Annotated in this window: 11 protein-coding genes; 4 read left to right on the forward strand and 7 right to left on the reverse strand. The window is 59.8% G+C overall.

Annotation, left to right across the window (positions count from 1 at the left end; genetic code table 11):
- Positions 1-73: 73 nt before the first annotated feature.
- The 6 genes from GM608_RS07355 to GM608_RS07380 all read right to left on the reverse strand — a co-directional run bounded on the left by GM608_RS07355 (position 74) and on the right by GM608_RS07380 (position 7,373).
- The gene (locus GM608_RS07355) at positions 74-1,504 is read right to left on the reverse strand and encodes a sugar porter family MFS transporter (protein ID WP_043557999.1); all 1,431 of its coding nucleotides are present in this window, start codon (positions 1,502-1,504) and stop codon (positions 74-76) included.
- A 115-nt stretch (positions 1,505-1,619) separates the two neighbouring features.
- Positions 1,620-3,020, reverse strand: coding sequence for a sugar porter family MFS transporter (locus GM608_RS07360; RefSeq protein WP_333645320.1), 1,401 nt, complete (start codon positions 3,018-3,020; stop codon positions 1,620-1,622).
- 191 nt (positions 3,021-3,211) lie between these two features.
- The gene (locus GM608_RS07365; protein ID WP_043558441.1) at positions 3,212-3,733 is read right to left on the reverse strand and encodes a Fur family transcriptional regulator; all 522 of its coding nucleotides are present in this window, start codon (positions 3,731-3,733) and stop codon (positions 3,212-3,214) included.
- A gap of 26 nt (positions 3,734-3,759) precedes the next feature.
- Complete coding sequence (gene rapZ / locus GM608_RS07370; RefSeq protein WP_373364573.1) at positions 3,760-4,692, reverse strand: RNase adapter RapZ; 933 nt, start codon at positions 4,690-4,692, stop codon at positions 3,760-3,762.
- A gap of 96 nt (positions 4,693-4,788) precedes the next feature.
- Positions 4,789-6,537, reverse strand: a complete 1,749-nt coding sequence (locus GM608_RS07375; protein WP_081562831.1) for a sensor histidine kinase — start codon at positions 6,535-6,537, stop codon at positions 4,789-4,791.
- Between the two features lie 59 nt (positions 6,538-6,596).
- A complete protein-coding gene (locus GM608_RS07380) occupies positions 6,597-7,373 on the reverse strand; it encodes a response regulator transcription factor (protein ID WP_081562832.1) in 777 nt (258 codons plus the stop codon).
- A 367-nt stretch (positions 7,374-7,740) separates the two neighbouring features.
- Here GM608_RS07380 and GM608_RS07385 point away from each other — a divergent pair, with 367 nt between their 5' ends.
- From GM608_RS07385 to infC, 4 genes are all read left to right on the forward strand, one after another.
- A complete protein-coding gene (locus GM608_RS07385; protein WP_052348887.1) occupies positions 7,741-8,379 on the forward strand; it encodes a nucleotide exchange factor GrpE in 639 nt (212 codons plus the stop codon).
- A gap of 27 nt (positions 8,380-8,406) precedes the next feature.
- Entirely contained in the window at positions 8,407-9,366 is a 960-nt protein-coding gene (locus tag GM608_RS07390; RefSeq protein WP_081562833.1) for a glycosyltransferase family 9 protein, read from the forward strand.
- 201 nt (positions 9,367-9,567) lie between these two features.
- Complete coding sequence (thrS, locus tag GM608_RS07395) at positions 9,568-11,514, forward strand: threonine--tRNA ligase (RefSeq protein ID WP_043557991.1); 1,947 nt, start codon at positions 9,568-9,570, stop codon at positions 11,512-11,514.
- Positions 11,515-11,628: 114 nt separating this feature from the next.
- Entirely contained in the window at positions 11,629-12,189 is a 561-nt protein-coding gene (infC, locus tag GM608_RS07400; RefSeq protein WP_043557988.1) for a translation initiation factor IF-3, read from the forward strand.
- Between the two features lie 151 nt (positions 12,190-12,340).
- On the opposite strand, the gene metF is transcribed toward infC, so the two are convergent.
- On the reverse strand, positions 12,341-13,219 hold the full coding sequence (gene metF / locus GM608_RS07405) for a methylenetetrahydrofolate reductase [NAD(P)H] (RefSeq protein WP_086442185.1): 879 nt from the start codon (positions 13,217-13,219) through the stop codon (positions 12,341-12,343).
- Positions 13,220-13,229 lie beyond the last annotated feature (10 nt).

A 13,229-nucleotide genomic window follows, 5' to 3' on the forward strand; every position in this document is an offset into this window, starting at 1 on the left:
TCATTGAAAAAGGCTCACCAGAGGACTGGTGAGCCTTTTTTCTCTTCGTGCCAGACAGGCTGACCGCCATGGCTCAGCGCCCAAGTTTGCGCAGCTTCACACCACTCATCAGCCGTTCTTCAATCTTGGCCAGAGACATGCCTTTGGTCTCCGGCACGTACAGATATGTCAGACCAATGAAAATGAAGTTCAGAACGGCCAGAAGCCAGAACGTGCCAGAGGCCCCAAAGGCCTCCATCAGCGGCAGAAAGCTGACACTCACGCCCATATTGGCCAGCCAGTTCATCAGGGTAGAAGCGGACATGCCGAAATTGCGCCCCTGAATGGGCTGGATCTCTGCACACAGCACCCACATGAGCGGCCCCGCCGACATGGCATGACCAGCGCAGAAAACCATCAGCACGAACACGGCGATCATCTGGGAAGCCTGCTCCGCCATACCCTCATGCAACAGGGCTGCAAGAGCCCCCATTGTCAGCGCCATGACGGCAAAACCGACATAAAGAATGGGCTTGCGGCCCCAGCGGTCCACCAGACCAACCGCCACGAACGTGGCCAGCATGTTCACCAGCCCGATGATGGCCGTACACCAGACCTGCGCATGTGTATCAAAATGGGCAGCCTGAAGAATCTTCGGAGCATAGAACATGACGATGTTGATGCCCGCCAGCTGCTGCATGGCCTGAAGGCCAATACCCAGCAGCACGGAACGACGGAAATTGCTGTTGCGCTTCAGCAGTGCCCACCCTTCCTGCTTCGTTTCCAGCTGCTGGCGGATGGCCTGAATCTCCTTGGCGGCCTCCAGCGGGTCATCCCGCAGGTCCAGCAGGATTCTCCGCGCCTCCTTGTGGCGGCCTTTCATCACCAGCCAGTGCGGACTGTAAGGCAGGAACAGAACCCCGATAAGAAACAGCGTTGCCGGGAAGGCTGCAAAAGCAAACATGCTCCGCCAGCTGCCACGATAGGAAAAATAGGCATCGGCCAGAAAAGCCACGAATATGCCGATCGTCAGCATAAGCTGGTAGGTGGAGATCATCGCACCACGGGTATCTTCACTGGCAATTTCAGAAAGATAGAGCGGCGCCGTAAAGGCGGACAGCCCGATGGCATAGCCCATCACCACCCGGAAGGAGATCATGGAGGCGACAGACCAGCTCAGGAAGCAGCCCAGTGCCCCAATCACGAACACTGCGGCCCCGCAGATCAACGCCCGCTTGCGCCCGACCTTCTGGGCCAGCTTGCTGGCACTCACCGAGCCAAGGGCCGCACCGGCCATCATGGCACTGACAACCCATGAGAGCGCCAGTGTGGAAGGATGAAACTCCCGGGAAAACAGATCCAGCGCACCGGAAACCACGCCGATATCAATACCAGACATCAGCCCCGCAAGGGCCGCAACACCACCAATGACAAGAATCTTGAATTTCGTGGGATCGAAAAATGACGCATCGTCATCATCGCCTGTCCCTGGGGATACAGAACGGGGATCAACTTCATCTACCATGTAAAGGGCGCAACCTCCCTGATGCAGACCAGCCCCACCAGCCAGACACGAAACCGGGCAGAAGAGACGGACTGTCCCTCCTGCCCGGCAGTGCATGAACAGGGCTGATCTTCAATCAACTACCAAGATCACGCAGTTTTACACCACTCATGAGGCGCTTCTCAATAGTTTCCAGCGAAACATCCTTTGTTTCTGGAACGAAGAGATAAAGTAACACGACACAGATGGCGTTGAATCCGGCAAACAGCCAGAAAGTATTGGGGCCGCCAATCAGCTCCAGCACACTGAGGAATGTCGTGCCGATAAGAAGGTTGCTCAGCATGTTTGTCCCGGTAGAGATGGAGATGCCAAGGCTGCGCCCTGCGGCAGGCTGGATCTCCGAGCAGATGACCCACATGAGCGGCCCGGCGGACATGGCGAACCCACCCACGAAGATGATGATCATGCCAAGAGCCAGAAGCTGAAGAGCAAGGGTCGTCGTCCCGTACCACAGCAGGAAGGCAAGAACGGCCATGCTGGCTGCCATGCTGGCATACCCGGCATAGAGGATCGGCTTGCGGCCCCAGCGGTCGGAATAACCAACGGCCACAAATGTCATCAGCACGTTCACAAGGCCGATCAGCGCCGTACACCACATTTGGGCCTCAAGGCTGAAATGGGCTGTCTCCAGAATACGCGGGGCGTAGTACATGATGATGTTGATGCCAGCGAACTGCTGCATGACCATCAGCAACATGCCCAGTCCGAGGGAACGGCGGTAGTTGCTGTTGGTCCGCAGCAGCTTCCAGCCCTCTTCCTTGGTCTGCAACTGCTCGCCAATGGCCTTCAGCTCCTGCCGGGCCTGGGACGGCGCATCACGCAGCTTTGTCATCGTCTCCAGAGCCTCTTCCTCACGGCCCTTGAGCATCAGCCAGCGTGGGCTCTGCGGCAGGCAGAGGAAAATCACCAGAAACACGACAGCCGGCACGGCCTCTACCACCATCATGGAGCGCCATGCACCGGAGGGGGCGAACCAGCTGTTGGAGAAGAAGGCCAGGAAAATACCGATCGTCTTGAGCAGCTGGTACAGCGAGACCATGGCACCACGCTGTTCCGTCCGGGCTACCTCGGAAAGATAAAGTGGCGTGCAGAAGTCGGAAAGGCCCATGCCCATGCCCACCAGCACACGGCAGATGATCATCATGGTGATGGACTGGGAAGCCGCACAGCCAGCCGCCCCTATGGAGAAGAAAGCCGCAGCGGTCGTCAGCGTGTATTTGCGGCCCAGACGCTGGGTCAGCTGTCCCCCTGTCAGGGCGCCAATCGTGGCGCCGACAAGCATACCCCCAACAATCCACTCCAGCGCCACGGTGGAGGCATGGAACTCGATACCAAACGGCCTCAGCACACCGGAAATTACCCCGATGTCCATACCGCACATCAGCCCCGCCAAAGAGGCAAGAATGCAGATGAAGAGCACTCTCCGCCTGGCAGCGGGATCCACAGCAGACCGTGGAGACTCAGCTGTCCCGTTCATAACAATCGGACCTTTATTACTGGAGGGAAAACTCCCTGAAGAGAATCTTCCATATCATAAAAAACAATTTAACCTACGCACCATGACTGACCACAGGATCACAGTTCTGAGAGGTCGCATAACTCCCTGATCTACCTGATCTTTCAGAAAGACAAACCATATGTCTGCATGGCAGGAAAACAGGGCAGGCCTTAATTTTCCCTTACCTTCCTTTCTCCGGCGCAACGGGCACAGACTCCCTCAATCTCCACCGTGGCAGCCTCAGCCCGAAACCCCTGCCCCCGGGCAGACTGCAACAGCACCGCCGCCACAACATCCTGCTCCAGCTCCTGCACCTGACCACAGCTCCGACAGATCAGGAACTGGGCCCTATGGGCACCCCACGCACCATGGGACGTGCAATGCTCTTCACAGTCCAGCCGGTGATGACAGCCCACAAAGGCGCTCAGGCGCTCTATCCGGTGGATCAGCCCCTGCTCCAGCAGAAAATCCAGAGCCCGATAGACGGTCGGCGGCACGGCCCTCGGCTGATAGGCCCGCAAAAGGGAAAGAATATCGTAAGCGCCCAGCGGTCTGGTTTCCGAAAGAACAAGTCCCAGAACCAGGCGGCGGACCGGGGTCAGTTTCTGCCCGTGATGTCGGCACCAGCAAGTGGCCTCTTCCAGCCGGGCCATGACATCCCGGCTGAACGCCGGCCCGCCCGGTTCCTCCATCCTGTCCGGCTTCCCATGCGCCGCCTTCATGCCGTACCATCCAATGGTGGCACGGCCCAGCGGCATGAGGCCAGTCCGTTGCGGGCCAGCTCCCGATGCAGCACCATCACCGGGGCCCGAAGCTCCCCGATCATCGGGTCGGCTGCCAGGTCCTGTGCCAACGCCTCCACGACCGTGACGGAACGATGCCGCCCCCCGCTACAGCCAACAGCAATGGTGACGTATTTTTTCCCTTCCTGCGCAAAACGGGGCAACACGGTCTGCACCAGCCCCAATACATGGCTGTAAAAAGGCTGGTAGAACGGATCCGCCTTCACATACTCCGCCACGCTGGCCTCCAGCCCCGTATGGGGCCGCAGCTCCTCATCATAATGCGGATTTCTCAGGAAACGGGCATCCAGCACGATATCTGCCTCCCGCGGCAGACCTGCCGGATAGGCAAAAGACATGAGTGCCACGGACAGCATGGTCCCAACCCCGGCACTGAAACGGGCCTCGATCATCTGGCGCAGGTCCGGCAGGGGCAGGTCACTGGTATCTATCACGAAATCAGCCACGGCCCGCAGCGGTTCCAGCAGTCCGGCCTCCTGCTCCAGCGCAGGGCGCAGGCCACCTTCCCCGGCGAGAGGATGGCGCCGCCTTGTGGCGGTGAACCGGCGCAGCAGGACATCATAATCCGCCGTGGCAAAAACCAGCTGAGCCGAGCAGTCTGGTTCACGACGGGCCAGTGTCAGAAAATCCACGATCCGATGGGCATCAAACCCCCGGCTGCGCACGTCCACCCCGATGGCCAGACGGGACCCTGTCCGGGTAATCAGCGCCTCAAACAGGTCCAGCGGCGGATTGTCCACCACCTCGTAATCAAGGTCTTCCAGCATATGAAGGATGGAGGCCTTCCCGGCGCCGGAAAGACCCGTCACCAGAACAATACCCCGTGAAGACCGGCCCTGCATCCTCATACCCATGACCTGTTTCCCTGCATCACGCTGGCGGAACTGCCAGCGCAGTGGAGCATATCACAGTCTCCAACCCACAAGAAACAGACCCCCGCCTGCCTACTCCGGAACAGGCGGAAGTGCCGCAGCCGTAAAGCGGGGCAGACGGATGACAAAGCGGGCCCCACAGATGCGGCTCTGCTGGGTTTCCGGATCCAGCTCTTCCCGGTTCTCTGCGTGCAGGGTTCCCTCGAAGGCCAGAATGATCTGCCGGCTGATGGCCAGCCCCAGGCCGGAATGCTTCCCGAAATTCTCCCCGGGGGGACGTTCCGAGTAAAAGCGCTCAAATATGCTGTCCAGCTTTGCAGGCGGTATGCCAGGCCCGTCATCCTCCACGGCAATCTCTATGGTCGGGCCACCGGGGTAGATGGTGCCATCTTCGGCCAGCTTCGGCAGCCCCTTCATGACACGGACAGCAAGCCGGATGATACCATCCGGCGGGGAAAAGGACTTCGCATTGCCGATCAGATTATGCAGGACCTGGACAAGCCCATCCCGCCCGACCATCACATTGAGGGGTTCTTCCCCTTCCGGAATGGACAGCACCAGCCTGGCAGCATGCTCCTTGCGGGTGGCCTGGTTCACCTCGACAAACAGCTCCAGCAGCGCCACGACATCAACCACCACACGCCCGCCCCGCTTGAGCTCTCCCTCAACCCGGCTGGCAAAGGAAATGTCCGCTATCAGCCGTTCCAGCCGCTGGACATCCCGCCCAAGGATACCAAGCAGCCGGTCCCGGGCCTGAACATCCGCAATGCGGGGCAGGGTATCCAGAGCCGAGCGGATGGAAGACAGAGGATTCTTCAGCTCATGGCTGACTTCCGATGCAAAACGTTCCACATCATCCATTCTGGCCCACAGGGCCAGTGCACTCTCACGCAGGGTCCGGGCGAGTTCACCAATCTCATCCCGGCGGCTGAGCAGAGCATAGGGCAGACCATCCACCCGGCCCTGCCCGGGCTCACGCATCTCCCGCGACCGCACGACAAGGCGACGCAAAGGCCGGGACAGTGTCATCGCAAAATACCACGACAGCAGGACGGCAGCTCCCATGCTCATCAGCATCATGATGACGATGACCCATCGCACCTTGATGATGGCCCGATCGATATCCGCATTGTGACGGGTCAGCTGAAGGACGCCGACCGTCTCCCCATTCACCACGACAGGCGCCACAACGGTCATGACCAGCTCATGCTGGGCAGTCTGCCGAATATAGGGTGGCAGGTCCTCCCGGGCACTGAGATGGACATCCTCACCCGTATCCTGCCCGAAATTCTGTGATGTCGTCGAATTGTCCAGAGGGACATCCCCCTCTCTGGTCCTGAGAGGAATCAGGGACAGGACCCAGCCATAAATACGGTCAACCACATTGACATTCGGCTGCCAGCGGGTGCCGGATGCCGTCAGGACGCCGCCCCTGGCGCTTTCTGTCAGCAAGGACCCGTTGGGCGCATAAAGCCGGACCTGCGCATTGCGGCTGAAACGGATCATGTCATCCAGAAAAAGGTGGGCCACCTTCGTATCCAGCTCGACCTCCCCGCTTTCAGGATCGACCTTCTGCGCCTGCTGGAGAACAGAGGCATAAATGCGGGCCTGCTCCCGCAGGCTATCCACACTGTCATTCAGCAGCGTGTTGCGTACCTCATTGATGGAAAGAAGCAGCCCCCCCATGAACAGCAGCGGCAGAAAATTGACCAGCAGAAGCCGGCTCGTCAGCGGCGAAACCCAGCGCCGCAGCCGCACGGCACGCAGATACTCCCAGGTGCTCCGCAGGGGGCTTATCAGCTCGTCATGCCCGGTAATCATGACGGAACCCTGCCAGTGCCGACAGACATGATCTCTCCAGGGCAGGCCATAGGATCACCTCACTCCCGATAGCGGTACCCGACACCGTAAAGGGTCTCGATATGATTGAAACATTCATCCACCCGACGGAACTTCTTGCGGACCCGTTTGATGTGACTGTCGATCGTACGGTCATCAACATAAATGCTGTCCCCATAAGCCGCATCAATCAGCTGGTCGCGGGATTTCACCAGCCCCGGACGCACGACAAGTGCCTTGACGAGCAGAAACTCGGTAACTGTCAGCGCCACCTCCTGACCATTCCAGAGGCACTGGTGCCGGGCTTCATCCAGCGCCAGCGCACCGCGGACCAAGATGCTGCTGCTTGCCCCAGCCTCCCCCGTGATTTCCGCCTGACTGACCTCATGCCGGCGCAGCAGGGCACGGATCCGCTCCACCAGCAGGCGAACAGAAAAAGGCTTGGTAATATAATCATCCGCCCCCAGGCGCAGCCCCATGAGCTGGTCCATCTCTTCATCCTTGGAGGTCAGGAAAATGACAGGCAGGCTGCTCGAACGCATGCGCAGCCGACGCAGAAGCTCCATCCCGTCCATGCGGGGCATCTTGACATCCAGCACCGCCAGGGATGTCGAGCGGGACAGGATACCCTGCAGGGCACTTTCCCCATCCGTATAGACATGAACCGTGAAACCCTCGGCCTCCAGCGTCATCTGAACAGATGTCAGAATGTTCCGGTCATCATCCACCAGGGCAATGACCGGAACCTGCTGGGCCTTGGAACCATGTTTCTCTTCCGTGTGAGACGGAACCACGGGAGGGAAAGTGGTCTTCTTCATGCAAACTCCTGTGCCTTGCAACATAACAAGCAACAAAAAAATCTCAACACAAAGTTAAGACTGTTTACAGCAAATATTAACAGGAAGACGACTGCCAACACATGCCACTATTCTGACAACATTATACATTGAATCCCGGTAATTCCGCTAGCCCATTATGTAAATTGTGTTTTTTTACGCTGCCATCCAAAATTCAGCGCCACCCTTCCCCAGCACTACCTCCCCCCTTGCTTTTGCCGCATGGGACACTATCTCCTAGAGGCACGAAAGGAGCGCATCCTGCCACTGCAATCACGAAAACCCGAAAGGGCATAGTGAGTCGAGTCCGCAGGAAATGTGCTCACGAAGACGGAAACAGGGTCACGATATGACAGAACAGACTTCTCATACCGACATGCCACAGACCGATACCACACAGCACGAAGCCCAGCCGCACAACACGGCATCCCAGGCCGAGGCGCATGAGGCTCACGCTACGGAAGAACAGGCCGGGACCGGCACTGCCGAGGAGCGCATTGCCGCCCTTGAAGAGAAACTGGCTGAGATGGAAGACCGCTGGAAGCGCTCCGAAGCGGACAACCAGAATCTCCGTGCCCGCCACAAGCGCGAGATTGAAGACACCCGCCATTACGCCGTTCAGAAATTCGCCCGTGATGTCGTCGAAGCCGCCGAGAACCTGCACCGTGGCCTGTCCGCCCTGCCCCCGCATGAAGAGGGCGAGGATGCCCTGATCACCCGCCTGCGGGAAGGATTCGAAGGGACAGAGCGCTCCTTCCTCTCCATTCTGGAACGGAATGGCATCACCAGACTGGACCCGACACACGGACCGTTTGATGCCAACCTGCATCAGGCCATGCAGGAGCAGGAAGTCGACCACCTTCCGCCCAACCATGTCGTGCAGGCATGGACGCCAACATGGATGCTGAAAGACCGCCTGCTGAAGCCAGCCATGGTCATCGTCTCCAACGCTTCCTCAACGGGTCAGCCTCCCGAAAAGAAGGACTGATTTCCCGGAACGATCACCCGGAGCCTCATGCCGCAGAAGATACTGATCATCCGTCATGGTGCTCTGGGAGATCTCTTTCAGGCGTTTGGAGCCTTTGCCTCCATCCGTCATGCTTTCCCCCACGACCATGTCACTCTCCTGACAGCCAGTCCCTATCATGATCTGGCCTCGTGCTGCCCGTGGTTCGATGCCATCGCCACGGATGACCGGCCTCCCTTCACCAATCTGCGCCACTGGCTGAAAATCCGCCACATCCTGCGACAGATGGACATGGTGTTTGACCTCCAGAATTCCGGCCGGACAGCCCGCTATTTCCATCTTGTCCGCCCCGGCACTGTTTGGTCCGGCCAGAACAGGCGGGCCAGCCTGCCCCATCTCAATCCACAAGCCCGCCAGATGCACACGCTCGTGCGGCAGGCCGATCAGCTCCGGGCGGCTGGACTCCCTTCCCTGCCCCGTACCGTCCCGGAATTTCTCAAGAACCGAGGCCCATACCTGCCCGCCCCCTATGCCGTGCTCGTGCCCGGGGCCGCACCACACCGCCCGGCGAAACGCTGGCCTGCCCTCCATTTTGCCACGCTGGCACAGGCTCTCGACACGTGGGGCTGCCAGCCCGTCATCATCGGCAGTACGGCGGACCGCCCACTGGCAGACATCATCCGCTCCCGGGTTCCGCAGGCACTGGACCTGACAGGCCGGACGGACCTTCCCGCTCTGGCCGGGCTGCTCCACCGTGCCCTGCTCTGCATAGGCAATGACACCGGCCCGCTGCACATGGCCGCCACGATGGACTGCCCAACCCTGACCCTCTTTTCCGCCGACAGTGACCCGAGACGCTGTGCCCCCCTCAGCATCACGCCCGGGCAGAGCCGGGTACTGGACTGCCCCGACCTCTCCACCCTGCACCCTGAACGGGTTCTCAGACTGCTGGAAGACTGGGGCCGACCCCTCATGCAGGCCCGCCTGACGCTTCAGAGGCATGGTTGATCGACAAAACGTGACCAGCCGACCCTGCCCCGAAAACTGGCAGGAACCGGCAAAAAACCGCCCTTCCTCCATCTGGCTGCATATTAGGGCTTGCAGGACAGCGCCATAAAAGGCCATTTTCGCCCCCATCTCTGTCTGCTGCGCCTTTCCTTTCATACAAGGGCAGCATCCTCTTCTGACCAACAACCAAGGAGTTCCTCCATGCCCGCCATTACCCTGCCCGATGGAAGCATTCGCACCTTCGATGGGGCAGTGACCGGGACAACCATCGCCGAAGCCATCGGGCCGGGTCTCGCCCGTGCCGCCATGGCCATGGAAGTTGATGGCAAAGCCGTGGACCTTGGTTTCACGATCAGCAAAGACAGCACCGTCCGCTTCATCACCCGCAAGGATGATGACGTGCTGGAGATGATCCGCCACGATGCCGCCCATGTCATGGCCGAGGCCGTGCAGGAGCTCTGGCCGGGAACGCAGGTCACCATCGGCCCGAGCATCAAGGATGGTTTCTATTACGACTTCTTCCGGGACAAACCCTTCACACCAGCCGACTTTGAAGCCATCGAAGCCAAGATGGCCGAGATCATCACACGGGGCGATGCCTTCACCCGTGAGGTGTGGGACCGGGACGAGGCCATTGCCTTCTTCGAGAAACGTGGTGAAAAGTTCAAGGCCGAGCTGATCCGGGACCTGCCGGAAAGTGAGGAAATCTCCATCTACCGTCAGGGCGAATGGCTGGACCTCTGCCGTGGGCCACACCTCCGCAGCACGGCGGATGTCGGCAACGCCTTCAAGCTGATGCGGGTGGCCGGGGCCTACTGGCGTGGTGACCACCGCAACCCCATGCTGACCCGCATCTACGGCACGGCATGGCGGGACAAGAAGGAACTGAAGGCCTATCTCCTACGGCTTGAGGAAGCCGAAAAGCGGGACCATCGCCGCATCGGCCGGGACATGGACCTCTTCCACATTCAGGAAGAGGCGGTCGGCCAGATTTTCTGGCACCAGAAGGGCTGGCGCCTCTACACGGCGGTGCAGGATTACATGCGCCGTGCCCAGAACCGGAATGACTATCAGGAAGTCCGCACCCCGCAGCTGGTGGACCGGACCCTCTGGGAAGCCTCCGGCCACTGGGACAAGTACCGTGAGCACATGTTCATCGCCACGGTGGAGGATGAGGACAAGACCCTCGCCCTCAAGCCGATGAACTGCCCCTGCCATGTGCAGATTTTCCGTCACGGCCTGCGCTCCTACCGTGAACTGCCACTGCGCATGGCGGAATTCGGCGCCTGCCACCGGTACGAACCGTCCGGCTCCCTGCATGGCATCATGCGGGTGCGGGGCTTCACGCAGGATGACGCCCACATTTTCTGCACGGATGACCAGATCGCCGAAGAAACGGCCCGTTTCGTCACCATGCTGGGCGAGGTCTACAGGGATTTCGGCTTCGAGAGTTTCCGTGTGAAATTCTCCGACCGTCCCGAAACCCGTGCCGGGTCTGACGAGGTGTGGAACCGGGCCGAGGGGGCCCTCAAGCGGGCCTGCGAAATGGTCGGCGTGGAGTATGAGCTGAATCCCGGTGAAGGGGCCTTCTATGGTCCGAAACTGGAATTTGTCCTGACCGATGCCATCGGGCGTGACTGGCAGTGTGGCACGCTCCAGGTGGACTACGTCCTGCCGGAACGGCTGGATGCCTCCTACATCGGCGAGGACAGTGCACGCCACCGCCCTGTCATGCTGCACCGTGCCATCCTTGGCAGCTTCGAACGCTTCCTGGGTATCCTGATCGAACAGTATGCAGGCAAGTTCCCGCTCTGGCTGGCCCCGACGCAGGTTGTGGTAGCCAGCATCGTCACCGATGCCGCCGATTATGCGCTGGAAGTCACCGAACGTCTGCGCAAGGCCGGTCTTCATGCCGAGGCGGATGTCCGCAATGAGAAGATCAACGCCAAGGTGCGTGAGCACAGTCTGGCCCGGGTGCCGGTCATGCTCGTGGTCGGCCGCCGGGAAGCGGAAGAAGGCACTGTCAGCGTCCGCCGTCTTGGTGAACAGGCACAGAATGTGATGGCTGCCGATGAGATCATCGCCGCACTGGTGGAGGAAGCCACTCCGCCGGATATCCTGCGGGCTGCCTCCCGGAAAACGGCCTGATCTCTCCTGCGTCTGCCCCCTTGCACCATACCGGTGCGGGGGGTATGAATCTGAACAGGTAGTTTGAGTCCCGTTGCTCTTTCATCAGTGATGGGGCCGCAGCATCAACAGGAGATGACCATAGCTAGACCGCCGTTTCACGCCGCCCCGAACCGCGATGGGCCACGTGTCAATGAAGAGATCCGGGTGCCGCAGGTACGTGTTATCGACGCCGAAGGCGAAATGATCGGCATCATGCCGACGCGTGAGGCTCTTTCCCGTGCTTTTTCTGAAGGACTGGACCTGCTGGAAATCAGCCCGACGGCGGAGCCCCCGGTTGCGAAGATCCTCGATTACGGCAAGTTCAAGTACGAACAGCAGAAGAAACGTAACGAAGCCCGCAAGAAGCAGAAGGTCATCGAGATCAAGGAAGTGAAGGTCCGCCCGGGTACGGGTGAGCACGACTTCCAGACCAAGGCCAAGGCCGTCCGCTCCTTCCTGGAGGAGGGTGACAAGGTCAAGGTTTCCCTGCGCTTCAAAGGGCGTGAAGTGGCCCATCAGGACCTCGGTGCCAAGATGATGCATCGCATCCGTGAGTCCGTGGAAGATATTGCCAAGGCCGAACAGATGCCTCGCCTTGAGAATCGCCAGATGATCATGATTCTGGCCCCGAGCAAGCAGCGGGACACCAAATGATGTTTCCGGCCACCCTGTCCTGAAGGTGGCTTGAGACATGCTCCATGAAAACCCCCGGTCCTGCATGGCAGAGCCGGGGGTTTTTACCTTCATGACCCCACGTTGCAGCGCCCCTCCAGTGAAGAAGGAGCGCATGAGTACGGGAACACCCTCAGGCCACGTTCTCCACCAGAGCATGGCAGCGCTGGCGGCCCAGCAACGTGCAGAGAGTTGACGTGGGTGCGCTCTGATTGAGCGTGTAGAAATGGAAATGCTCCACCCCTTCATCTCTCAGACGCTGGCAGATGCGGTCTGTCACCACGGCACTCAGGCGAGAGCGGATCGGAGCCAGATCATCCACCCCCTCAAACAGGGCTTTGAGTTCCTCCGGCACGGAGGCACCGCACATCCGGGCAAAGCGCCATGCCTGCGACGCCCGACCTATGGGCAGGATGCCCGGCACGATGGGCCTGGTGATTCCTGCCTTCACGGCACGATCCCGAAAACGCAGAAAACTCTCGGGGTTGAAAAAAAACTGCGTGATGGCCCTGTCTGCCCCGGCATCAAACTTCTCCTTGAGATGATCGATGTCTGACTGGGACGACTCCGCTTCCGGATGAGTCTCCGGATAAGCTGCGACAGAAATCTCGAAAGGAGCAACCTTCTTCAACCCCGCCACGAGGTCTGCTGCATAGCGGTAGCCCTGCGGGTGTGGCACGTAGGGCGTTGCCGCCGCCCCTTTTGCCACCGGCGGATCCCCCCGCAAAGCTACGATATGCTTCACTCCATTGTCCCAATAGGCTCTGGCCACATCATCCACCTCTCCCCGGGACGCATTGACGCAGGTCAGATGCCCCGCAAGAGGAGTCGATACCCTGGCCGACATCTGCCGCAAGGTCTCCAGAGTCCGTTCCCGTGAGGAACCGCCTGCCCCATAGGTGACAGACATGAAGCGGGGCTCATAAGCCGTGAGCCGCTGGGCGACACGCAGCAGAGCTGCGGATTTTTCATCCGTTTTCGCCGGGAAGAATTCAAATGAGACCTCAGGCATGATGCCAGTT

This window comes from Bombella sp. ESL0380 (assembly GCF_009725805.1).
GTDB lineage: Bacteria > Pseudomonadota > Alphaproteobacteria > Acetobacterales > Acetobacteraceae > Bombella > Bombella apis.

What these genes read in the sequence shown, in the direction of transcription:
- GM608_RS07355 (WP_043557999.1), bottom strand. Translation starts at nt 1,504, where the DNA reads ATGGTAGATGAAGTTGATCCCCGTTCTGTATCCCCAGGGACAGGCGAT.
- GM608_RS07360 (WP_333645320.1), bottom strand. Translation starts at nt 3,020, where the DNA reads ATGAACGGGACAGCTGAGTCTCCACGGTCTGCTGTGGATCCCGCTGCC.
- GM608_RS07365 (WP_043558441.1), bottom strand. Translation starts at nt 3,733, where the DNA reads ATGGAGGAACCGGGCGGGCCGGCGTTCAGCCGGGATGTCATGGCCCGG.
- rapZ (WP_373364573.1), bottom strand. Translation starts at nt 4,692, where the DNA reads ATGAGGATGCAGGGCCGGTCTTCACGGGGTATTGTTCTGGTGACGGGT.
- GM608_RS07375 (WP_081562831.1), bottom strand. Translation starts at nt 6,537, where the DNA reads ATGATTACCGGGCATGACGAGCTGATAAGCCCCCTGCGGAGCACCTGG.
- GM608_RS07380 (WP_081562832.1), bottom strand. Translation starts at nt 7,373, where the DNA reads ATGAAGAAGACCACTTTCCCTCCCGTGGTTCCGTCTCACACGGAAGAG.
- GM608_RS07385 (WP_052348887.1), top strand. Translation starts at nt 7,741, where the DNA reads ATGACAGAACAGACTTCTCATACCGACATGCCACAGACCGATACCACA.
- GM608_RS07390 (WP_081562833.1), top strand. Translation starts at nt 8,407, where the DNA reads ATGCCGCAGAAGATACTGATCATCCGTCATGGTGCTCTGGGAGATCTC.
- thrS (WP_043557991.1), top strand. Translation starts at nt 9,568, where the DNA reads ATGCCCGCCATTACCCTGCCCGATGGAAGCATTCGCACCTTCGATGGG.
- infC (WP_043557988.1), top strand. Translation starts at nt 11,629, where the DNA reads ATGACCATAGCTAGACCGCCGTTTCACGCCGCCCCGAACCGCGATGGG.
- metF (WP_086442185.1), bottom strand. Translation starts at nt 13,219, where the DNA reads ATGCCTGAGGTCTCATTTGAATTCTTCCCGGCGAAAACGGATGAAAAA.